Source organism: Streptomyces sp. NPDC029159 (genome assembly GCF_055564055.1).
On record NZ_JBVHWT010000003.1, the window covers coordinates 447,798 to 470,929 of the forward strand.

Consider the following 23,132-nt stretch of genomic DNA (forward strand, 5'->3'; position numbering starts at 1 on the left):
CGAAAAAAAAAAAAAAAAAAAAAAAAAGAAAAGAAAAAAAAAAAAAAACCCCCCCCCCCCCCCCCCCCCCCCCCCCCCCCCCCCCCCCCCCGCCGCTGTGTGTCACCGGCGCCGGATCAGCTCTCGCCGCCCAGGCGGTGGACGCGCACCATGTTGGTGGTGCCGGGGATGCCGGGGGGCGAACCGGCGGTGATGATCATGGTGTCGCCCTCGTTGTACCGCTGGAGCTTGAGCAGCTCCGCGTCGACCAGGTCGACCATCGCGTCGGTGTTGTCGACGTGCCGCACCACGAACGTCTCCACACCCCAGCTCAGCGCGAGCTGGTTGCGGGTGGCCGCGTCGGTGGTGAAGGCCAGGATCGGCTGGGCCGCGCGGTAGCGGGAGAGACGGCGGGCGGTGTCACCGGACTTGGTGAACGCCACCAGCGCCTTGCCGTTGAGGAAGTCCGCCATCTCGCACGCCGCGCGGGCCACCGCGCCGCCCTGCGTCCGCGGCTTCTTGCCCGGGACCAGCGGCTGCAGACCCTTCGACAGCAGCTCCTCCTCGGCCGCCTCGACGATCTTCGACATCGTCTTGACGGTCTCGATCGGGTACGCGCCGACCGACGACTCCGCGGAGAGCATGACCGCGTCCGCGCCGTCCAGGATGGCGTTGGCGACGTCGGACGCCTCGGCGCGGGTCGGCCGCGAGTTGGTGATCATCGACTCCATCATCTGGGTCGCCACGATCACCGGCTTGGCGTTCCGCCGGCACATCTCCACCAGGCGCTTCTGCACCATCGGGACCTTCTCCAGCGGGTACTCCACGGCGAGGTCACCACGGGCCACCATCACCGCGTCGAAGGCCATGACGACCTCCTGCATGTTGGCGACCGCCTGCGGCTTCTCGACCTTGGCGATGACCGGGACGCGGCGCCCGACCTCGTCCATCACGCGGTGCACGTCCTGGACGTCCTTGGCGTCGCGGACGAAGGAGAGCGCGACCATGTCGCACCCCATCGCCAGCGCGAACTTCAGGTCGTCGATGTCCTTCTCCGACAGCGCGGGGACGTTGACCGCCGCGCCGGGCAGGTTGATGCCCTTGTGGTCGGAGATGACGCCGCCCTCGATGACGATGGTGCGCACCCGCGGGCCGTCGACGTCGACGACCTGGAGGGCGACGTTGCCGTCGTTGATGAGGACCGGGTCGCCCTTGGAGACGTCGCCGGGCAGGCCCTTGTACGTCGTGCCGCAGATGGTCTTGTCGCCGGCGACGTCCTCGGTGGTGATGACGAACTCGTCGCCGCGCACCAGCTCCACGGGGCCGTCGGCGAACGTCTCCAGGCGGATCTTCGGACCCTGGAGGTCGGCCAGCACGCCCACCGCGCGGCCGGTCTCCTCGGACGCCTTGCGGACGCGGTGGTACCGCTCCTCGTGCTCCGAGTGGGTTCCGTGGCTCATGTTGAAGCGGGCCACGTTCATACCGGCCTCGATCAGCGTCTTCAGCTGGTCGTAGGAGTCGACGGCGGGGCCCAGGGTGCAGACGATTTTGGAACGGCGCATGGGCTGAATCCTATCGGTTTTGTTTCGGAGCGGAATATTCCCCCGAAGGCGGGCGCGGAGCCGGGGTGTGCATCAGTCGGTGACCAGCGCGTATGTCTGCTGGGCGATCTCCAGCTCCTCATCTGTCGGGACCACGGCGACCGCGACGGGGGAGCCGTCGGGCGAGATCAGCCGCGGCTCGTCGGACCGTACGGCGTTGCGGTCGGCGTCCACGGACATGCCCAGAACCTCCAGACCGGCCATCGCCGCGGCGCGCACCGGGGCGGCGTTCTCGCCGACGCCCGCGGTGAACGCCACCGCGTCGACCCGGCCGAGCACCGCGGTGTAGGCGCCGAGGTACTTCTTCAGCCGGTGGATGTAGATGTCGAAGGCGAGGGCCGCGGCCTCGTCGCCCTCGTCGATACGGCGGCGGATCTCCCGCATGTCGTTGTCGCCGCAGAGCCCGACCAGCCCGCTCCGCTTGTTGAGCAGCTCGTCGATCTCGTCGGCGGACATCCCGGCGACCCGCCTGAGGTGGAACGTCACCGCCGGGTCGATGTCGCCGGAGCGGGTGCCCATCACCAGGCCCTCCAGCGGCGTCAGCCCCATCGACGTGTCGACGCACCGGCCGCCCGCCACCGCCGACGCCGAGGCGCCGTTGCCCAGGTGCAGCACGATGACGTTGACCTCGGACGGGTCCTTGCCCAGCAGGCGGGCGGTGCGGCGCGAGACGTAGGCGTGCGAGGTGCCGTGGAAGCCGTAGCGGCGGATGCGGTGGGCGTCGGCGGTGGCCACGTCGATGGCGTAGCGGGCCGCGTGCTCCGGCATCGTGGTGTGGAACGCGGTGTCGAAGACGGCTATCTGCGGCAGGTCGGGGCGGAGCGCCTGCGCGGTGCGGATGCCGGTGAGGTTCGCCGGGTTGTGCAGCGGCGCGACCGGCACCAGCCGCTCGATCTCCGTCAGGACCGCCTCGTCGATGACGGTCGGCTCGGTGAACTTCAGGCCGCCGTGGACGACGCGGTGCCCGATCGCGGCCAGTTGCGGGGAGTCGAGGCCCAGTCCGTCGGCGGCCAGCTCCGCGGCGACCGCCTTCAGCGCCGCGTCGTGGTCGGCCATCGGCCCTTCGTGCACCCGCCGTTCGCCGCCGGTGGCCAGCGGCGTGTGCACCAGCCGCGAGGTCTCCTCACCGATCCGCTCGGCGAGGCCGGTGGCCAGCCGCCGGTTCTCCACCATGTCGAGCAGCTGGTACTTCACCGATGAGGAACCGGAGTTGAGGACGAGGACGCGGGTGGGGTTGGCAGTCATGGAGCGCTTTCCGGTGGGTGCGGACGGGCGGGCGCGGGTCAGACGGCTCCGGCGCCGGGCGGGGCGCCCTGCGCCTGGATCGCGGTGATGGCGACGGTGTTGACGATGTCCTGCACCAGCGCACCGCGCGAGAGGTCGTTGACCGGTTTGCGCAGACCCTGGAGGACCGGTCCGACGGCGACGGCGCCCGCGGAGCGCTGCACCGCCTTGTAGGTGTTGTTGCCGGTGTTGAGGTCCGGGAAGATCAGCACCGTCGCGCGGCCGGCGACCTCCGAGTCGGGCAGCTTGGTGCGCGCCACGGAGGCGTCGACCGCCGCGTCGTACTGGATCGGGCCCTCCACCAGCAGATCGGGACGGAGCTTGCGGACCAGTTCGGTGGCGCGGCGCACCTTGTCGACATCGGCGCCGGAGCCGGAGGTGCCGGTGGAGTACGACAGCATCGCGATCCGCGGCTCCACGCCGAACTGCGCGGCGGTGGCGGCCGACTGGATGGCGATGTCGGCGAGCTGCTCGGCGTCCGGATCCGGGTTGACCGCGCAGTCGCCGTAGACCAGGACCCGGTCGGCGAGGCACATGAAGAAGACGGACGAGACGATCTGCGCATCGGGCTTCGTCTTGATGACCTCGAAGGCGGGGCGGATCGTCGCCGCCGTGGAGTGCGCCGCGCCGGAGACCATGCCGTCGGCCAGGCCCTCCTGCACCATCAGCGTGCCGAAGTACGACACGTCGGCGACGACGTCGTACGCCAGCTCGTAGCCGACGCCCTTGTGGGCGCGCAGCTCCGCGTACCGCTCGGCGAAGCGCTCGCGCAGCGGCGACGACTGCGGGTCGATGATCTGGGCGTCCGCCAGGTCGATGGCGAGGTCGGCGGCGCGCTTGCGGATCGCCTCCTCCTCGCCGAGCAGGGTCAGTGCGCAGACGTCGCGGCGCAGCAGGACGTCGGCGGCGCGCAGCACCCGCTCCTCGCCGCCCTCGGGCAGCACCACCCGGCGCCGCCCGGAGCGGGAGCGCTCGATCAGCTCGTGTTCGAACATCATCGGCGTGACCCGGCCGGAGCGGGCCACGGAGATACGATTCGTCAGCTCGACGGTGTCCACATGCCGTTCGAACAGGCCGAGCGCGGTCTCCGCCTTGCGCGGCGCCGCGGCGTTGAGCTTGCCCTCGACGGCGAACAGCTCCGCGGCCGTCGGGAAGGAGCCGCCGGGCACCGAGATGACCGGGGTGCCGGGCGCCAGCCGGTCCGCCAGCGCCATGATGTCCGGTCCGGGCCGCTCGTCCAGGGTGAGCAGCACCCCGGCGATCGGCGGGGCGCCCGCGCTGTGGGCGGCGAGCGAGCCGATGACGAGGTCGGCGCGGTCCCCGGGCGTCACCACCAGGCAGCCCGGCGTCAGCGCCTTGAGGAACGTCGGCAGCATCGCCCCGCCGAAGACGAAGTCCCGGGCGTCGCGCGCCAGCCCGGAGTCGTCGCCGAGCAGCACCTCCGCGCCCAGGCTGTGCACCAGCTGCCGGACGGTCGGCGCGGAGAGCGCGGCGTCCTCCGGCAGGGCGTAGCAGGGCACCGGCAGCCGCGCCGCCAGCCGCTCGGCGACGGCCTTCTGCAGCCCCGGATCGACGCGGTTGACGACGAGGGCGACGACGTCGCAGCCGAGCGCGGTGTAGGCGCGGTAGGTGTTGCGCGCCTCCGCGCGGACCGCCTCGGCCTCCTGGCCCTGACCGCCGACCACGGGGATGACCGCGGCGCCGAACTCGTTGGCGAGGCGGGCGTTGAGGCCCAGGTCGTCGGGGAGGTTGGTGGCGGCGTAGTCCGAGCCGAGGACCAGCACGTACTCGTACTCCCTGGCCACCGCGTGGAACCGCTCGACCAGCCGGGAGACCAGTTCGTCGGTGCCGTGTTCGGCCTGGAGGTCGGCGGCCTCGTCGTAGCCGAGGCCGAAGGCGGACTCGGTGGGCTGGCTGAGGCGGTAGCGGGCGCGCAGCAGGTCGAAGAGGCGGTCCGGTCCGTCGTGGACCAGGGGGCGGAAGACGCCCACCCGGTCGACGTGGCGGGTCAGGAGCTCCATCACTCCCAGCTCGACGACCTGGCGGCCGTCGCCGCGGTCGGTGCCGGTCACGTACACGCTGCGGGTCACGCGTGCTCTCCGTCCATCCGTTGTCGTGCAGATCAGCCGGGGCAGTCAGAGTAGGGTCGGAAACAGCCGTTATGGCGGGCTCGCCACCTTGACAATACCCGCGGCGCTGGATAAGCCGCGCGTCCCAGTTTCCCTGAGGCGGCGGGCCCGGGAGAGGGGCGGGGCGCCGGGCGGGTGAGGGCGGGACGGGGCGCCCCGTGGAAGAATCGGACCGGCTCATACGTCGGACACGAGCACAGGAGACACAGCACGATGCGTATCGGAGTCCTCACCGCCGGCGGCGACTGCCCCGGGCTGAACGCTGTGATCAGGTCCGTCGTCCACCGCGCCCTGACCGGCCACGACGACGAGGTGATCGGCTTCGAGGACGGCTTCAAGGGACTGCTCGACGGGCGCTACCGCAAGCTCGACCTGGACGCCGTCAGCGGCATCCTGGCCCGCGGCGGCACCATCCTCGGCTCCGCCCGCCTGGAGCGCGCCCGGCTGCGCGAGGCGTGCGAGAACGCCAAGGACTTCTCCCGCGAGCACGGCATCGACGTCCTCATCCCGATCGGCGGCGAGGGCACCCTGACCGCCGCCCGGATGCTGTCGGACGCCGGGCTGCCGGTCGTCGGCGTCCCCAAGACGATCGACAACGACATCTCCTCCACCGACCGCACCTTCGGCTTCGACACCGCCGTCGGCGTCGCCACCGAGGCCATCGACCGCCTCAAGACCACCGCCGAATCGCATCAGCGGGTGATGGTCGTCGAGGTCATGGGGCGCCACGCCGGATGGATCGCCCTGGAGTCCGGGATGGCCGGCGGCGCCCACGGCATCTGTCTGCCGGAGCGCGAATTCGACGTGAGCGACCTGGTCCGGATGGTCGAGGAGCGCTTCTCGCGCGGCAAGAAGTTCGCCGTGATCTGCGTCGCCGAGGGCGCCCACCCCGCGCCCGGCACGATGGACTACAAGAAGGGCGCCATCGACCAGTACGGCCACGAGCGCTTCTCCGGTATCGGCAACGCCCTCGCCGTCGAGCTGGAGCGGCGCCTGGGCAAGGAGGCCCGCCCGGTCATCCTCGGCCACGTCCAGCGCGGCGGCACCCCCACCGCGTACGACCGCGTCCTCGCCACCCGCTTCGGCTGGCACGCCGTCGAGGCGGCGCACCGCGGGGAGTTCGGAAAGATGACGGCGCTGCGCGGCACGGACGTGACGATGGTGCCGCTCGCCGACGCCGTCACCGAGCTGAAGCGGGTCCCCGCCGACCGGATGCAGGAGGCCGAGTCGGTCTTCTGACCTGCGGCTCTTCGACGTACGACGGCGGCGCGCCTCCCCGGTCGGGGACGGCGCGCCGCCGTTGCCGTACCGCCCGTCAGTGGGCGCCGATGGCCTCCAGCATGTTCAGCTTCGCCGCGCGGCGGGCCGGCCAGATGGCGGCCAGCAGGCCCACGGCCAGCGCGATCGCCACGAAGAGCGACAGCCGGCCCCACGGCAGCAGCGTCTCGTAGAGCCGCCAGGACGAGGCGAGCAGCGAGCCGCCGGCCCAGGCGAGGAAGAGGCCCACGCCGATGCCGAGGACCGCGCCGAAGAGCGAGATGACGACCGACTCCAGCCGGACCATCTGCTTGATCCCGCTCCGCGCCAGCCCGATGGCGCGCAGCATCCCGATCTCCCGGGTCCGCTCGAAGACCGACATCGCCAGGGTGTTGATCACGCCGACGACCGCGATGACGACGGCCATGCCGAGCAGGCCGTAGACCATGTTGACCATCATCCCGATCGGGCCGGCGCTCTCCTGCCGCAGCTCGTCGTGGTTCTGCACCTTCACCAGCGGGTTGTCGCCGAAGGCGGCCCGCAGCTTCGCGGCGGTCGCCTCGGAGGTGCCGTGTGCGGTCTTGACCAGCAGCGTGTCGTCCTTGGGGGCCTGGTGGTCCAGGCCGACGGCGACCAGCCGCAGGTCGGAGAAGGCGTCACCGGCGATGTCGTTGTCCTCGTAGACCGCGGCGACCGTCAGGCGGTGCTTCTTCTGGTCGGGGAGGTCGACGGTGATGGTCCGGCCGGCGCGCACACCCGCCGTGTCGGCGGAGGTCTTCGACATCGCGATGCTCTCGCCGTGCACCGCCCCGACCGAACCCTGGACCACCTTGAGCGCCGTGACCTGCTCGATGGTGCGGGGGTCGGTGCCGTTGAGCACCACTCCCTCGTCGCCCAGGAGGAAGCTGGAGTGGCGCATCGGCGCCACCGCGGTCACGCCGGGGACCTGCGCCGCCTTCGCGGACAGCTTCGGGTCGAGGCCGGAGAACGTGGCCGTGCTGATCTGGTACTCGGCGGTCAGCTGGGTCGCGGTCATCCGGTCGATGGCGGACTCCGCGGAGTTGCCGACGACGGCCATCCCGGTGATCAGGGTGAGGCCGATCATCAGCGCCGAGCCGGTCGCGGCGGTCCGGCGCGGGTTGCGCAGCGCGTTCTCCCGGGCGAGCTTGCCGACCGTGCCGAAGAGCCGGACGGTGACCGCGCCGGTGAGGCGGACCAGCGGGCGGGAGAGGAGCGGCGCCAGCACGATCACGCCGGTCATGGTGAGCGCGGAGCCGAGCATCGCGAGCGGCAGGTTGTCGCTGGACTCCAGCGTCGAGACCCAGAACATCACGGCCACGCCGAGGCCGGCGATGACGGCGCCGAAGATGTTGCGGACCACCAGCCCGCGCGGCGCCGGCTGGGTGTCGACCGTGCTCAGCGCCTCCACCGGCGCGATCTTCGCGGCCCGGCGGGACGGCAGCCACGCGGCCAGGACCGTCACGACGGTGCCGGTGGCCAGGGAGACGAGGTAGGTGAGCGGGTTGATGACGAGCGGCCCGTCCGGCAAGCCGGCGTCGTTGGCGTTGAGCACCGAGCGGATCGCCAGCGCGAGGCCGATGCCCAGGCCCATGCCGACGGCGGAGGCGACCACGCCCAGCAGCGTCGCCTCGGCGAGCACCGAGCGCACCACCTGGCGGCGGGAGGCGCCGACCGCGCGGAGCAGGGCGATCTCGCGGCGGCGCTGGGAGATCAGCATGGTGAAGGTGTTGGCGATGATGAAGACGCCGACGAACAGCGCGATCCCGGCGAAGGTCAGCAGCGTCGAGGTCAGTGCCGTGTTCTGGTCGGCGAGGTGCCGGCTCTGCTCCTCGGCGAGCGCGGTGCCGCTGGTGACCTGCGCGCCCTCGTCCGGCACGGCCGCGCGGATCTCGCGGGTCAGCGCCGCCTCGTCGGCGCCGGGCTTCGAGGACACGACCAGTTCGTCGTACTGGCCGGGGTGGAGGTAGAGGCGCTGTGCGGTGGCGGTGTCGAGCAGCGTCAGCGAGCCGCCCGCGGTCACCTTCGGGTCGTCGGTGGAGACCAGACCGACCAGCTTCTTCGCCAGCACCGGGCCGTCGGTGGCGAACCGTACGGTGTCGCCGATCCGGTAGCCGGCCTTGCGCGCGGTGGCCTCGGCCAGCGCGACCTCGCCCGCGGTGGCCGGGCCGCGGCCCGCGACCAGCGGGTAGCGGCCGTCCTTGCCGTCCGGGCCCGGCTGGTAGTTGACGGCGCGGTTCTGCCACGCCTCGCCGACCGGCTTGCCGTCCTTGGCGGCGAGGACCGCGTCACCGGTGATGTCGGCCCGTACGGTGCGTACGCCGGGCACCGCGCGGACCGCGTCGGCCGTCTTCTCGGTGAGGACGGTGGTGCGCCGGCCGTCGGGCTTCGGGGGCTCGGGTTCGGCCGTGACGGAGACGGCGACGTCGTCGAGGTTCTTGGCGGAGGCGTTCTTGAGGGCGTCGCCGACGGTGTCGCTGAAGACGAGGGTGCCGGAGACGAAGGCGACGCCGAGGAGGACCGCGAGCACGGTCATCATCAGCCGGGCTTTGTGCGCGAAGAGGTTGCGCACGGCTGTTCGCAGCATGGGAAGTCAGTCCTGGTGCCTGGGGCGCGGATGGTGGGACGGGGCGGTGCGGCGCGGGGCGGGCGTCACTGGGTGCGGCCGCGGCCGTCGAAGCGCCGCATCCGGTCCAGGACCGAGTCCGCGGTGGGCCGGTGCAGTTCCTCGACGATGCGGCCGTCGGCGAGGAAGACGACGCGGTCGGCGTAGCCCGCGGCGACCGGGTCGTGGGTGACCATCACGACGGTCTGGCCCATGGCGCGTACCGACTCCCGCAGGAAGCCCAGGACCTCGGCGCCGGAGCGGGAGTCGAGGTTGCCGGTCGGCTCGTCCGCGAAGATGATCTCGGGCCGGGCGACCAGCGCCCGGGCCACCGCCACGCGCTGCTGCTGACCGCCGGAGAGCTGGCTCGGGCGGTGGGCGAGCCGCCCGGAGAGGCCCACCGTCTCGATGACCGCGTTCATCCACGCCGGGTCGGGCTTACGGCCCGCGATGTCCAGCGGGAGGGTGATGTTCTCGGCGGCGGTCAGCGTCGGCAGCAGGTTGAACGCCTGGAAGATGAAGCCGACCTTGTCGCGGCGGAGCCGGGTCAGCTTCTTCTCGCCGAGCGACGCCAGCTCCACGTCACCGATGCGGACCGAGCCGGACGAAACGGTGTCGAGCCCCGCCATGCAGTGCATCAGCGTCGACTTGCCGGAGCCGGACGGACCCATGATCGCGGTGAACTGCCCGGCGGCGAAGTCGACGGAGACCGCATCCAGCGCCACCACCCTCGTCTCGCCCTCGCCGTAGACCTTGTCGAGGCCCACCGCGCGGGCGGCGACACCGGGCGTCGTGTGCGTGGGGGCGGGGGCGGCAGCCGCGTGGGACACGGGAACTCCTGGGGACGGGACGGGGCATGTGTTCCCATCCTCGGCCGCGGACCCCGCCCGGGTCGTCGCCCGCGAGGACCGAAAGCGGTACCGGCCGGAAGTCCCACGGCGGGCCCGCCGGTCCCTCTCAAGGGGGACACCCGATCAGCCCGCCGGGCGACGACGGCCGGGTCGCGTACGGTCCAGGTGCCCGGCGGGGCACGGGAGTTGGGGCCGGGTGCCCCGGCGGGCGGACCTTCCGGGCGGCGCCCGGTCCCGGCGTGACCGCGTCTTTCCGCTACCGCTCCGACCAGCGGTAGCGCAGCTCCGGCCGTCCCACCTGACCGTACTGCGGGGCGCGGGCCGCCCGGCCGGTGTCCACCAGGTACTCCAGATAGCGGCGGGCGGTGATCCGGGAGATGCCGACGCCGCTGCCGGCTTCGGTGGCGGAGAGACCGCCGGGGGCGGCGCGCAGGGCGTCGGTGACCGCGCGCAGCGTCGCCGAGGTCAGGCCCTTGGGCAGCGCCGCCGGGCGCGGGTTGCGCAGCGCGGCGATGGCGCGGTCCACCTCGTCCTGCCCGCTGGCCTCGCCCGCGGTGCAGCGGAACGCGGCGTAGCGCTGGAGCCGGTCGCGCAGCGTGGCGAAGGTGAACGGCTTGAGCAGGTACTGCACCACGCCCTGCGACACGCCTTCGCGCACCATCGTCAGATCGCGCGCCGAGGTGACCGCGATGACGTCCGCCCCGTGCCCCGCGCCGCGCAGCGTCCGCATCAGCTGGAGCCCATGCCCGTCCGGCAGATAGAGGTCGAGCAGCAGCAGATCGACGGTGTGGTGGTCGAGATGGCGGCGGGCGTCCGCGCCCGAGTGCACGGTGCCGGAGACCGTGAAACCGGAGACCCGCTCCACGTACAGCGTGTGCGCGGCGGCGGCCACGGGGTCGTCCTCGACGACGAGGACCCTGATGTCGGGGGTGGTCGTCATGCGGCGCCTCCGTCCGTGGTCCGCAGCGGCAGCCGGACCGTGAAGCGCGCGCCGCCGTCCGGTGCGCGGTCGAGGGCGAGGGTGCCGCCGTTGCGCCGGACCGCCTGCTGGACGAGGGCCAGGCCCAGCCCCCGGCCACGCCCGGGCGCGCCCGCCGCCGGCTGCTTGCTGCTCCAGCCGCGCCGGAAGATCTCCGCCGCGCTCTCCTCGGGCACACCGGGGCCGTTGTCCGCCACGCACAGCAGCAGTTCGCCGCCGTCGGAGCGGGCGGTGACGGTGACCTTCGGCGGGGCGGCGGGGCCGTCGGTCCGCTGTGGCGCGGCGTCCGAGGTGGCGTCCGGTGCCGCCGCGTCCAGGGCGTTGTCGATGAGGTTGCCGACCACCGTCACCAGGTCGCGGGCGGGCAGGTCCGGCGGCAGCAGCCCGTCGTCGATCCGGCTGTCGGCGGTCAACACCAGCTCCGCGCCGTGCTCGTGGGCCTGCGCCGCCTTGCCCAGCAGCAGTGCGGCGAGGACCGGTTCGGCGACCGCGCCGACGACCTGGTCGGTCAGCGCCTGCGCCAGCTCCAGCTCGGCGGTGGCGAACTCCACCGCCTCGTCGGCGCGGCCCAGTTCGATCAGCGACACCACCGTGTGCAGCCGGTTGGCGGCCTCGTGCGCCTGCGACCGCAGCGCCTCGGCGAACCCGCGGACCGAGTCCAGCTCACCGGAGAGCGCCTGGAGTTCGGTGTGGTCGCGCAGGGTGATGACGCTGCCGCGGTGCTCCCCGCCGGAGACCGGCGCGGAGTTGACCACCAGCACCCGCTCGTCCGTCAGCTGGAGTTCGTCGCGGAGCGGACCGGGCGCGCTCAGCGCCTTCGCCAGCGGCGCGGGCAGTCCCAGCTCCGCCACCGGGCGGCCCACCGCGTCACCGGACACCCCGAGGAGTTCCCGGGCGCCGTCGTTGATCAGCGACACCCGCCGCCGCCCGTCGAGCATCAGCAGCCCCTCCCGCACCGCGTGCAGCGCCGCCTGGTGGTACTCGTGCATCCGGCTCAGCTCGGCGGCGTTCATCCCGTGGGTGTGGCGCCGCAGCCGGGCGTTGATCACGTACGTCCCGAGCCCGCCCAGCGCCAGCGCCGCCGCGGCCACCCCGAGCAGCGCCAGCACCTGGTTGCGCAGCTGCTCGCTGATGGTGGCGATGGTGATGCCGGAGCTGACCAGCGCGATGACGCGGTTGTCGTGCGCGGGGTCGCGGACCGGCGCGATGACCCGCATCGACGGCCCGAGCACCCCCAGGTGCGTCTCGGCGAACGTCTCGCCGTGCAGCGCCCGTCCGGTGTGTCCGAGGTAGGTCCGGCCGATCGCGTCCGGCTCGGGGTGCGTCCAGCGGGTGCCGTCCGGCGCCATCACGACGACGAAGTCGACGCCCGCATCGCGCCGCAGCCGCTCGGTGTACGGCTGGAGCACCGCCGTGGGGTCGGCGCCGCGGACGGCGGCGACCACCGCGGGCGAGTCGGCGACCGCCGTCGTCACCGCGGTCGTCTGCCGCCGCGCGGTCTCCTTCGCCTGCCGCCCGGCGCTTGCGTACGCGAAGACGGCGCACCCCGCGACGACCACGGTCACCAGGAGGACCTGCATCGCGAAGAGCTGCCCTGCGAGGCTGCGCGGGCGTCGCAGACGCAACGGCGTCCGCGGAAAGGCAAGGTGCATGCAAACAGTCTGCCCGGTCACTTTTGTATGAACGAAATGCACGCAAGGGTGACGCACGCCACAGGGCGGGTGCATAGTCGCCGGGACGTTGCGCCCGAGCCGCAGATCCGTGCGCAACCGTAGAGCGAGGAGGCAGCCGTGGCTGCAAAGACGCCGCCGTCCGGCGGTACCACCGAGGAGAGCGCGCCGAAGAAGCGGGACCGGACGCATTTCCTCTACATCGCCGTGATCGCCGCGGTGCTGCTCGGCATAGCCGTCGGCTTCATCGCCCCCGGCGCCGCCGTCGAGCTGAAGCCGCTCGGCACCGGGTTCGTGAACCTCATCAAGATGATGATCTCGCCGGTCATCTTCTGCACGATCGTGCTGGGTGTGGGTTCGGTCCGCAAGGCGGCCAAGGTCGGTGCCGTCGGCGGGCTCGCCCTCGGCTACTTCATGGTGATGTCCACCGTCGCCCTCGCCATCGGTCTGGTCGTCGGCAACATCCTGGAGCCCGGCTCGGGCCTGCACCTGACCGAGTCGGTCCGCCACGCGGGCCAGGCGCAGACCGCGGGCGGTGGCGAGTCCACCGCCGACTTCCTGCTCGGCATGATCCCGACGACGCTGGTCTCCGCCTTCACCGGCGGCGAGGTGCTCCAGACGCTGCTGGTCGCGCTGCTCGTCGGCTTCGGGCTGCAGTCGCTCGGCAAGGCGGGCGAGCCGGTGCTGCGCGGCGTCGGACACCTGCAGAAGCTGGTCTTCCGGGTGCTGTCGATGATCATGTGGGTGGCGCCGGTCGGTGCCTTCGGCGCCATCGCCGCGGTGGTCGGCGAGACCGGCGTGGACGCGCTGAAGTCCCTCGCCGTCATCATGGTCGGCTTCTACATCACGTGTCTGCTCTTCGTGATCGTCGTCCTGGGCACGCTGCTGCGGCTCTTCGCCGGGGTCAACATCTTCCTGCTGCTGAAGTACCTGGCCCGGGAGTTCCTGCTGATCCTGTCGACCTCCTCCTCGGAGTCGGCGCTGCCGCGGCTGATCGCCAAGATGGAGCACCTGGGCGTCAGCAAGCCCGTGGTCGGCATCACCGTCCCCACCGGCTACAGCTTCAACCTCGACGGCACCGCCATCTACCTGACGATGTCCGCGCTGTTCGTCGCCGAGGCCATGGGACAGCCGCTCGCGCTGGGGCAGCAGATCTCCCTCCTCGCCTTCATGATCATCGCCTCCAAGGGCGCCGCCGGGGTCACCGGCGCGGGCCTGGCGACCCTCGCCGGCGGCCTCCAGTCGCACCGCCCCGAACTCGTCGACGGCGTCGGCCTGATCGTCGGCATCGACCGCTTCATGAGCGAGGCGCGGGCGATGACCAACTTCGCCGGCAACGCCGTCGCCACCGTCCTCATCGGCACCTGGACGAAGGAGATCGACAAGGCCCGGGTGGGTGAAGTCCTCGCCGGTCAGCTGCCGTTCGACGAGGCGACCCTGACCGACGACCACGGCGCCCCCGCACCGGCCGACGACGCACCGCGCACGGACGGGGCGAAGGAGCCCGCCGGGGTCTGACCGGACACGGCGCGGCGGTTCTCCGGGACCGGGACCGGGCGCGCCGCGCGACGGCGGCGCCGGGGTGCGCCGCCGGGTGGCGTGCCGGGGTGCGCCGCCGTCTCCCACCGCCGTACGGGGCGGGTGCCTTCGGGCGCCCGCCCCGTCCGCGTTCCGCGCCCCACCTGGGAAGACGCCGCTGCCCCACGGTCGCCGGGCGGCCGTTGTCAGTGGGGTGCGGCACCATGCAGGGGACGGGTTGACCGCGGCCGGGGGTGGACCGGCCGCCGGGGATCGAGGAGCGGGGCATGGGCACATGGGGGACGGGTCCGTTCGGCGGCGACGCCGCGGCGGACCTCGTGGTGCGGCTGGGCGCGCTGCCGGAGAACCGCCGCCTCTTCGCGGTACGCACGGCACTGGCCGACGCCGTCGAGGAGCGCTGGTACCTGGATGCGCCGGAGGGCGAGACGGCGGTGGCCGCGGCCGCATTGCTGGCGGCGGCTCGGCCGGGCGGGGCGGCCGGGGCCGTCGGGTGCGGGGGTGCGGCGGTGCCCCTGCCGCGCTGGGGCATACCGCAGCCGCCGCCCGAGCTGACCGGTCTGGCCGTCCGCGCCCTGGACCGGGTGCTCGCCCCCGATTCCGAACTGGCCGAGCTGTGGGACGCGTCGGACTCCGGGCCGCAGTGGCGCGCCTCGGTCGCCGGACTGCGGGCCGCGCTCGGACCGGCCGCCGAGCGGATCTGAGCGGAGCGAGGCCGGCAGGAGGCGCGGCTTCGCGCCCGCCGGGCCCGGTGGCTCCGCGGCCGCCCCAGCCGTCACGCCGGGCGGAGCCAGAGTGTGGCCAGGGGCGGCAGGGTGACGGTGAGCGAGCGTTCCCGGCCGTGTGCCGGCTCCGGCGTCAGGCTGCCGGGGTTCTCGACCCCGCCGCCGCCGTAGCGCGCGGCATCGGTGTTGAGCACCTCGCGCCAGGCGGCCACGGTGTCCGGCACGCCGAGCCGGTAGCCCTCGCGGACCACGGGGGAGTAGTGGCTGACGGAGAGCAGCGGGGAGCCGTCGGCGGCGAAGCGCAGGAAGGCGAAGACATTGTCCTCGGCGGCGTCCGCGGCGACCCATGCGAAGCCCGCCGGATCGGTGTCCCGTTCCCACAGGGCGGGCGCCGCCGCGTAGCCGCGGTTGAGGTCGCGCACCAGATCCCGCACCCCGCGGTGGTCCGGCTCCGCCGCGTACGACGGGTCCAGCAGCCACCAGTCCGGGCCGTGGCGCTCCGCCCACTCCGCACCCTGGGCGAACTCCTGCCCCATGAAGAGGAGCTGCTTGCCGGGGTGGGCCCACATGTGGCCGAGGTAGGCGCGGTGGGTGGCGCGCTGCTGCCACCAGTCGCCCGGCATCTTCGACACCAGCGACCGCTTGCCGTGCACCACCTCGTCGTGGGAGATCGGCAGCAGATAGTTCTCGGAGTAGGCGTAGACCATCGAGAAGGTCATCTCGCCGTGGTGGTGGCGGCGGTGCACCGGCTCCTTGGCGACGTAGTGGAGGGAGTCGTGCATCCAGCCCATGTTCCACTTCAGCCCGAAGCCCAGCCCGCCGAGGCCGCCCGCGGCCGGTTCGTGGGTGGCGCGGGTGACGCCGTCCCAGGCGGTGGACTCCTCGGCGACGGTGACCACACCGGGGCAGCGGCGGTAGAGGGTCGCGTTCATCTCCTGGAGGAAGGCGACGGCGTCCCAGTTCTCCCGCCCGCCGTGCGCGTTGGGCGTCCAGGCGCCGTCCGGCCGCGAGTAGTCGAGGTAGAGCATCGACGCCACGGCGTCCACCCGCAGGCCGTCGATGTGGAACTCCTCGCACCAGTACACCGCGTTGGCCACGAGGAAGTTGCGGACCTCGGGCCGCCCGTAGTCGAACTCCAGCGTCCCCCAGTCCGGGTGCGCGGCCCGCGCCGGATCCGGATGCTCGTACAGCGGCCGCCCGTCGAACTCCGCCAGCGCCCAGTCGTCGCGCGGGAAGTGCGCGGGCACCCAGTCGATCAGCACCCCGATCCCGGCCCGGTGCAGCGCGTCGACGAGATACCGGAAATCGTCCGGGGTGCCCAGCCGGGCGGTCGGCGCGTAGTAGCCGGTGACCTGGTAGCCCCAGGAGCCGCCGAAGGGGTGCTCGGCCGGCGGCATGAACTCCACATGCGTGAAGCCGAGGTCCTGGACGTACGCGGGCAGCTGCGTGGCGAGCTGCCGGTAGGTCAGCCCCGGGCGCCAGGACGGCAGATGCACCTCGTAGACGGAGAACGGCGCGGCGTGCGGCGGCCGGGCGCCCCGCGCGGCCATCCACGCGCCGTCCCGCCACTCGTGGTGGGTGACGTCGACGACCGAGGCGGTGGCCGGCGGGCACTCCGTGCGCCGGGCCATCGGGTCGGCGCGCACGGTGGCCGAGCCGTCCGGCCGGGTGATCTGGAACTTGTACAGCTCACCCGCGCCGACGCCGGGCAGGAACAGCTCCCACACCCCCGAGGAGCCCAGCGACCGCATCGGGAAGGCGGTGCCGTCCCAGTGGTTGAAGTCCCCGAGGACCCGCACCCCGCGCGCGTTCGGGGCCCAGACGGTGAAGCGGGTGCCGGTGGTGCCCTGATGTGTCAGCACGCGGGCGCCGAGCGCCTGCCACAGCTGCTCGTGCCGCCCCTCGGACAGCAGCCGCAGCTCCGGTGCGCCCAGCGCCGGGAGGAAGCCGTACGGATCGCGGACCGTCAGCGTGGCGTCCGGGTACACCACCCGCAGCGCGTACGAGGGGACGGCAGCCTGCGGCAGCACCCCGGCGAACAGCCCGTCCCCCTCCGGCCGCAGGGCCGTGCACCGCCCCTCGGTGACGACCGCGACCTCCCGGGCGTGCGGCCGCAGCACCCGGAAGAGCACCCCACCGGGCACCGGCCGCGCCCCGAGCACGGCGTGCGGATCGTGGTGGGCACCGGCCAGCAGCCGGGCACGTGCGTCGCCGGGAAGTGGGGGCGCCGGGCGCGCCGACGGGGCGTCGGGCGCGCCCGGAGCGGTGACGGCTGCGGCCGGAGCGGTGACGGCTGTGGTCGGGGCCACCGGCTCCGCCGGATCGGCCGGGCCGGCCGCCTCACGGGCTGCGGTGGGTGGGGCGGCGACGGGGCGGCGGGACGGCGGACGGACGGTCATGGGCGGCCTCCTGGTCGGGGCGTCGGACGGAACGGACGGGTGGGCGGGGCGGCAGCCGCGCGGACGCTGCGGTGCCCGGACGCGAGGCGGCGGAGGCAGCGGCGCGCCGGAGGCGACCCGCAGGCGTCGCGGGATGCCCCGGCGGCGATCGGCAGGGAGGTACGGGGGCCGAGTGGCGCACACCTCGGTGGTACGGGGCCGGGCGGCACACCTCCGGCGGTAGGGGGCCGGGCACCCGCGCCCTCCGGCGGTACGGGGCCGGGCCTCCGCGCCCCACACCCCGGCGGTGCGGGGCCGCCCCCCCGCACCCCGTGCCCGCCCCTCACCCCCCGTCGGCCAGGCGGCGCACCGCGGCCATCGGTACCGGGAGCCAGTCGGGCCGGTGCCGGGCCTCGTAGAGCACCTCGTAGACGGCCTTGTCGGTCTCGTACGCGCGCATCAGTTCCGGTGCCGCGCCGGGGTCGAGGCCGCCGCCCTCCGCGTAGCCGCGGCAGTACGCCTCCCGGGTGCGGCGCGCCCACTCCAGTGACCAGGCGTCACCGCCCGAGGGGCCGCTGCGGGCCGCGTAGTCGAAGGAGCGGAGCATCGCCGCGACATCGCGGACCGCGGGCTGCGGGCGGCGCCGTTCGGCCAGCGGGCGGGCAGGTTCTCCCTCGAAGTCGATCAGGGACCAGCGGCCGGGGCCCCGCGCCGGACGGAGCGTCTGCCCGAGGTGGAGATCGCCGTGGATGCGCTGCGCCGCCCAGCTGCCGCCGGCCCGTCCGGCGGCGGCGAGCGCGTCGAACGCGGTGCGCAGCCCGGCGCGGTACGGCCGCAGGCCGGGGACCGCGCGGGCGGTGGTCTCCAGCCGGGCGCGCATCCCCGCCGCGATGGACTCCAGCTGCGGACGGCGCAGCGCCGCGGTCGGCAGCGCCCGGGCGAGCGCGGTGTGCACCTCCGCGGTGGCCTGCCCCAGGGAGCGGGCCGACGCGGTGAAGTCGGCGCGCCCGGACAGCGCGGTGAGCGCCAGTTGCCAGCCGTCGGCGCAGCCCGGCAGGAACGGCTGGAGCACACCGAGCGTCGTCGGCTCGGTGCCCGGCTCCCGTGCGCGGGCCTCGAACCACGCGACGGGCGCCGGCACCCGCGGGCACCCCGTCCCGGCCAGTGCGCGCGACAGCTCCAGATCCGGGTTGAGACCCGGTGTGACCTGCCGGAAGACCTTGAGGATCAGCGTCTCGCCGTAGACGAGCGAGGTGTGGGACTGCTCCGCGCCGAGCGGGCGGCCGGGCAGCCGGGACGGGATCGCGGTGCCCGCCTCGCGGTGGAAGTCGAGCGCCCCGATCCGGCCCGGCAGCCGCAGCCGCTCCAGCAGCAGCCCGCACAGGTGCCTGTCGAGCAGCGCGTCGTGGACGGCGTGGCCGCGCAGCGGGCCGCCGGCGGGGCGGCCGATCAGCGCGGGGGCGAGGCGGGGCGGCGCCTCCCGGCCCACGCCCAGCAGCAGTTGGTAGCAGTCGCCCGGCGGCGCCCCGGGGGTCCGGGCGGCCTGCTCCACGCGGACCAGCAGATGCAGCAGTCCGGGCGGCCCGCCGACGACGGTGCAGGGCAGCAGCTCGGTGGCGGAGAGCAGGGTGAAGCCGGTGATCAGCCGCCCGTGCCCGGCGAACCACCGGCGGCCGGGCAGCCAGTCCGCGAGGAGCGGTGCGAGGGAGGGGAGCAGATCGGGCGCGGCGGCGAGCGGGGGCCCGCCGGATCCGGGGGGAGCACCGGTCGAGGCGGGGTCCGGCATGGGGGCGCGTCCTTTCCCGGGGCACTCGACAGGATGCGCAAAGTGTCCCGGAATGCGACGTTCTCCGGGCGGCGGCGCGGGGAGCGTACCCCCGGACGGAGTCCGCGGCGCCGGGCGGCACGGGGCGCCGGTGGGCCCGCCCCGCGGCCGTGGGCCCGGCGGCCGGTCCGGTCCCGCGCCCGCCCCGGACGCGCCTCCGCCCGTACGCGGCGGACGGCGTACGGGCAGGAGGTCGGGGAAGTGGGCGGGCGGCGGTCCGTCCGCCTCCGGTCAGGGCGCGTTGCGGCGCAGCCGGAACCAGTAGAAGCCGTGGCCCGCCAGCGTCAGCAGATAGGGCAGTTGGCCGATGGGCGGGAAATGCACTCCGCCGATCAGTTCCACCGGATGGCGTCCGTCGAATTCCGTCAGATCCAGCTCCGTCGGCTGGGCGAAGCGCGAGAAATTGTGCACGCACAGGACGAGATCGTCGTCCGCGCCGCCCTCGCCGGGCGCGGCCCGCAGAAAGGCGAGGACCGCCGGGTTGCTGGAGGGGAGTTCGGTGTAACTGCCGAGTCCGAACGCCGGATTCTGTTTCCGGATCTCGATCATCCGGCGGGTCCAGTGCAGCAGTGAGGACGGGGAACTCATCGCCGCCTCGACATTGGTGACCTGATAACCGTGGACCGGGCCCATGATGGTCGGCAGGGTGAGCCGCCCGGGGTCGCAGGAGGAGAATCCGGCATTGCGGTCCGGGGTCCACTGCATGGGGGTGCGTACCGCGTCCCGGTCACCGAGCCAGATGTTGTCGCCCATGCCGATCTCGTCGCCGTAATAGAGAATGGGCGAGCCCGGCAGGGAGAGCAGCAGGGCGGTGAAGAGTTCGATCTGGTTGCGGTCGTTGTCGAGGAGCGGGGCGAGGCGGCGGCGGATACCGATATTGGCCCGCATCCGCGGGTCCTTGGCGTACTCCGCGTACATGTAGTCGCGCTCTTCGTCGGTGACCATTTCGAGGGTCAGCTCGTCGTGGTTCCGCAGGAAGATGCCCCACTGGCAACCGGACGGAATCGCCGGGGTCTTGGCGAGAATTTCCGACACCGGATAGCGCGATTCGCGGCGCACAGCCATGAAGATGCGCGGCATGACGGGGAAGTGGAACGCCATGTGGCATTCGTCGCCGCCGCTCGCGTAATCACCGAAGTAGTCGACGACGTCCTCGGGCCACTGATTGGCCTCCGCCAGCAGCACGGTGTCCGGGTAGTGCGCGTCGATCTCGGCGCGGACCCGCCGCAGGAATGCGTGCGAGCGCGGCAGGTTCTCGCAGTTGGTGCCCTCCTCGGCGTAGAGGTACGGCACCGCGTCCAGCCGGAAGCCGTCGATGCCCAGGTCGAGCCAGAACCGCAGCGCGGAGATCATCTCCTCCTGGACCGCCGGGTTCTCGTAGTTGAGGTCCGGCTGGTGGGAGAAGAAACGGTGCCAGTAGTACTGCTTGCGCACCGGGTCGAAGGTCCAGTTGGACGCCTCGGTGTCGACGAAGATGATCCGGGCGTCGGCGTACTGCTTGTCGTCGTCCGCCCAGACGTAGTAGTCGCCGTACGGCCCCTCGGGGTCGGTGCGGGAGGACTGGAACCACGGGTGCTGGTCGCTGGTGTGGTTCATCACCATGTCGATGATGACCCGCATACCGCGCTGGTGGGCGGCGTCGACGAATTCCACGAAATCGGCGAGGTCGCCGAATTCCTCCAGGACCGCGGTGTAGTCGGCGACGTCGTAACCGCCGTCCCGCAGCGGGGACTTGAAGAAGGGCGGGAGCCAGAGGCAGTCCACGCCCAGCCATTGCAGATAATCGAGCCGCGAGGTGAGGCCCTTGAGGTCGCCGACGCCGTCTCCGTTGCTGTCCTGGAAGGAGCGGACCAGGACCTCGTAGAAGACGGCGCGTTTGAACCAGTCCGGATCGCGGTCCTTTTCCGGAGTGTCCTCGAACGTGTCATGCACGGGCTCGTTGACGATCAATTGGGTGACCCTCCGATCGGTGAGGACGGTCGCAGGGACAGTACGTGCGCGGGCGCGGGCGACTGGGCCGGATCGAGCCGTACATAGTTCTCCCTGCCCCAGTGGTAGGTGTCGCCGGTGAGCTCGTCGCGCACCGGGAAGGAGTCGTCCCGGCCGAGGCCGAGATCCGGCATGTCCAACGAGACCGTGGCCTCCTGGGTGTGGTGCGGATCAAGGTTCACCACGGTCAGGACGGTATCGGCGGTGCGGCCGTGGCCCGCGCGTTTGGAATAGGCGAGCACCGCGTCGTTGTCGGTGTCATGGAAATGCAGCCGCCGCAGTTGCTGAAGGGCCGGATGGCGGCGGCGGATACGGTTGAGCGTGGTGAGCAGCGGCGCCAGAGTCTTTCCGCTCCGGGCCGCGGACTCCCAATCCCTGGGCCGGAGTTGATACTTCTCGGAATCCAGATACTCCTCACTCCCCGGCTCCGCGGGCTCCGCCTCGCACAGTTCGTAGCCCGCGTAGACGCCCCAGGTGGGGGAGAGGGTGGCGGCCAGCACCGCACGGACGGCGAAGGCGGGACGCCCGCCGTCCTGGAGATAGCCGTGCAGGATGTCCGGGGTGTTGACGAAGAGATTGGGCCGCAGATACGCGGCGCTCTCACCGGACAGCTCGGTGAGGTACTCGGTCAGTTCCTGTTTGGTGTTCCGCCAGGTGAAGTACGTGTACGACTGCTGGAATCCGGCGCGGGCGAGGGCGTGGACCATCGCGGGGCGGGTGAACGCCTCGGCGAGGAAGAGGACGTCCGGGTCGGTGCGGCCCACCGCGCCGATCACCGTCTCCCAGAAGTGCACCGGCTTGGTGTGCGGATTGTCGACCCGGAAGATCCGCACCCCCTTCGCCATCCAGAAGCGCAGCAGCCGCTCGGTCTCCCGGACCAGCCCCCGGAAGTCGGTGTCGAAGTCGAGCGGATGGATGTCCTGGTACGTCTTGGGCGGGTTCTCGGCGCAGGCGATGGAGCCGTCGGCGCGGTGCCGGAACCACTCCGGGTGGCGGGTGACCCACGGGTGGTCCGGCGAGCACTGGAGCGCGAAGTCGAGCGCCACCTCCATCCGCAGACCGCGGGCGGTGCGGACGAAGTGGTCGAAGTCCTCGAAGGTGCCCAGCTCCGGGTGGAGCGCGTCATGGCCGCCGTCCGCCGAACCGATCGCCCAGGGGGAGCCGACGTCGTGCGGTCCGGCGGTCAGGGAGTTGTTGGGGCCCTTGCGGTGGGTGGTGCCGATGGGGTGCACGGGCGGGAGGTAGACCACGTCGAAGCCCATCGCGGCGACGGCCGGCAGCCGCTCTGCGGCGGTGCGCAGGGTGCCGCCCGCCAGGGTGCCGTCCGGTCGCACGGTCGCACCCTCGGAGCGGGGGAACAGCTCGTACCAGGAGCCGTACAGCGCACGGCGGCGCTCGACGAGGAGCGGCAGCGGGTCCGCGACGGTGAGCAGCTCGCGCAGCGGATGGCGGGTGAGCGCCTCGGTGACGGCGGGGGCGGTGGCGGCGGCGAGGCGGACGGCGGGCGGCGCCGTGGTGTCGCGCAGGGCGTCGGCGGCGGCGAGCACCGCCTCCCGCCCGGCCTCCTTCGGCACCCCGTCGGCGGCGCGGAGCAGCAGGTCGGCGCCTTCCCGGAGGGTGAGTTCGAGGTCGAGTCCGGCGGGGATCTTCACGGCAGCCTCGCGGCGCCAGGTGGTGACCGGATCGGCCCACGCCTCGACGGTGTACGTCCAGCGGCCCTCGGCGTCCGGGGTGACCTCGGCGGTGAACCGGTCGGTGCCCGGGCGGAGTTCGGACATCGGGATCCGGGGACCGGGGTGGCCCGCCGGGTCGGTCAGCACGGCATCGGCGGCGACGGCGCCGTGGCCCTCGCGGAAGACGGTGGCCGAGATGTCGAAGGTCTCGCCCGTCACCGCCTTCGCGGGGCGGCCGTCGTCGAGCCGGGGGCGGATGTCCAGGACAGGGATGCGACCGATCATGGGCTCACCAGGGAATCGTCAGGTTTTGCCGGAATTTCTCCTTTCTATCCGTTCGCCTGGGGGCGGTGGTGTGCGAGGGGCGGGGGGTCTGCCGCCTTCACCCGGTTGGCGGCCGGACGCCGGAAGAGACGGGGTGGCCCGGAGTGGCGCACCAGGCGTGACGCGGCGGAACGGCCGGGGCGCGCGGGGCGGTGACGGAACGGCGAACGGCGGAACGGCCGGGGAGAGAAATCCCCGGCCGTTCCGCCGTTCTCGGTGCGCCGGCCCGGCCCGGGGACACGTCACAGGGGTCCCGGTCGGTGGGGCGCGGTGCCGGGCGCCGTGTCGTACGGCGCCCGGCGGGGTGCG

14 protein-coding genes are annotated in these 23,132 nt (G+C 72.9%); 3 read left to right on the plus strand and 11 right to left on the minus strand.

The window, feature by feature from the left end:
* Window positions 1–116 precede the first annotated feature (116 nt).
* From pyk to pta, 3 genes are all read right to left on the minus strand, one after another.
* Entirely contained in the window at window positions 117–1,541 is a 1,425-nt protein-coding gene (gene pyk / locus ACZ4U4_RS09045; protein WP_030280642.1) for a pyruvate kinase, read from the minus strand.
* A 72-nt stretch (window positions 1,542–1,613) separates the two neighbouring features.
* Window positions 1,614–2,825 (minus strand): acetate kinase, encoded by a 1,212-nt coding sequence (locus ACZ4U4_RS09050; RefSeq protein WP_467870624.1) that lies wholly within the window; start codon window positions 2,823–2,825, stop codon window positions 1,614–1,616.
* A 38-nt stretch (window positions 2,826–2,863) separates the two neighbouring features.
* On the minus strand, window positions 2,864–4,954 hold the full coding sequence (pta, locus tag ACZ4U4_RS09055) for a phosphate acetyltransferase (protein WP_467870626.1): 2,091 nt from the start codon (window positions 4,952–4,954) through the stop codon (window positions 2,864–2,866).
* Window positions 4,955–5,206: 252 nt separating this feature from the next.
* Here pta and ACZ4U4_RS09060 point away from each other — a divergent pair, with 252 nt between their 5' ends.
* Entirely contained in the window at window positions 5,207–6,232 is a 1,026-nt protein-coding gene (locus tag ACZ4U4_RS09060; protein ID WP_467870629.1) for an ATP-dependent 6-phosphofructokinase, read from the plus strand.
* Window positions 6,233–6,308: 76 nt separating this feature from the next.
* Here the strand turns inward: ACZ4U4_RS09060 and ACZ4U4_RS09065 are convergent, their stop codons facing one another.
* The 4 genes from ACZ4U4_RS09065 to ACZ4U4_RS09080 all read right to left on the minus strand — a co-directional run bounded on the left by ACZ4U4_RS09065 (window position 6,309) and on the right by ACZ4U4_RS09080 (window position 12,355).
* On the minus strand, window positions 6,309–8,855 hold the full coding sequence (locus ACZ4U4_RS09065; protein ID WP_467870631.1) for an ABC transporter permease: 2,547 nt from the start codon (window positions 8,853–8,855) through the stop codon (window positions 6,309–6,311).
* A 65-nt stretch (window positions 8,856–8,920) separates the two neighbouring features.
* Window positions 8,921–9,703, minus strand: coding sequence for an ABC transporter ATP-binding protein (locus ACZ4U4_RS09070; RefSeq protein WP_467870634.1), 783 nt, complete (start codon window positions 9,701–9,703; stop codon window positions 8,921–8,923).
* 277 nt (window positions 9,704–9,980) lie between these two features.
* A complete protein-coding gene (locus ACZ4U4_RS09075; RefSeq protein WP_467870635.1) occupies window positions 9,981–10,664 on the minus strand; it encodes a response regulator in 684 nt (227 codons plus the stop codon).
* The gene (locus tag ACZ4U4_RS09080; RefSeq protein WP_467870637.1) at window positions 10,661–12,355 is read right to left on the minus strand and encodes a sensor histidine kinase; all 1,695 of its coding nucleotides are present in this window, start codon (window positions 12,353–12,355) and stop codon (window positions 10,661–10,663) included. The genes ACZ4U4_RS09075 and ACZ4U4_RS09080 overlap by 4 nt, the downstream gene beginning before the upstream one ends.
* Window positions 12,356–12,493: 138 nt before the next feature.
* On the opposite strand from ACZ4U4_RS09080, the gene ACZ4U4_RS09085 reads away from it, so the two are divergent.
* Window positions 12,494–13,891 (plus strand): cation:dicarboxylate symporter family transporter, encoded by a 1,398-nt coding sequence (locus ACZ4U4_RS09085; RefSeq protein WP_467870639.1) that lies wholly within the window; start codon window positions 12,494–12,496, stop codon window positions 13,889–13,891.
* 287 nt (window positions 13,892–14,178) lie between these two features.
* Window positions 14,179–14,613: a DUF4259 domain-containing protein gene (locus ACZ4U4_RS09090; RefSeq protein WP_467870642.1), complete on the plus strand. Its 435-nt coding sequence runs from the start codon at window positions 14,179–14,181 to the stop codon at window positions 14,611–14,613.
* Window positions 14,614–14,684: 71 nt separating this feature from the next.
* On the opposite strand, the gene glgB is transcribed toward ACZ4U4_RS09090, so the two are convergent.
* From glgB to ACZ4U4_RS09110, 4 genes are all read right to left on the minus strand, one after another.
* Window positions 14,685–17,033, minus strand: a complete 2,349-nt coding sequence (gene glgB, locus ACZ4U4_RS09095) for a 1,4-alpha-glucan branching enzyme (protein WP_467870644.1) — start codon at window positions 17,031–17,033, stop codon at window positions 14,685–14,687.
* Between the two features lie 322 nt (window positions 17,034–17,355).
* Window positions 17,356–18,798 carry a maltokinase N-terminal cap-like domain-containing protein gene (locus ACZ4U4_RS09100; RefSeq protein ID WP_467870647.1) on the minus strand — a complete coding sequence of 481 codons (1,443 nt, stop codon included), beginning with the start codon at window positions 18,796–18,798 and terminating at the stop codon, window positions 17,356–17,358.
* A gap of 270 nt (window positions 18,799–19,068) precedes the next feature.
* The gene (gene treS, locus ACZ4U4_RS09105; RefSeq protein ID WP_467870650.1) at window positions 19,069–20,787 is read right to left on the minus strand and encodes a maltose alpha-D-glucosyltransferase; all 1,719 of its coding nucleotides are present in this window, start codon (window positions 20,785–20,787) and stop codon (window positions 19,069–19,071) included.
* Window positions 20,784–22,784, minus strand: coding sequence for an alpha-1,4-glucan--maltose-1-phosphate maltosyltransferase (locus ACZ4U4_RS09110; protein WP_467870652.1), 2,001 nt, complete (start codon window positions 22,782–22,784; stop codon window positions 20,784–20,786). Before ACZ4U4_RS09110 ends, treS begins: the two co-directional genes overlap by 4 nt.
* Window positions 22,785–23,132: the final 348 nt, after the last annotated feature.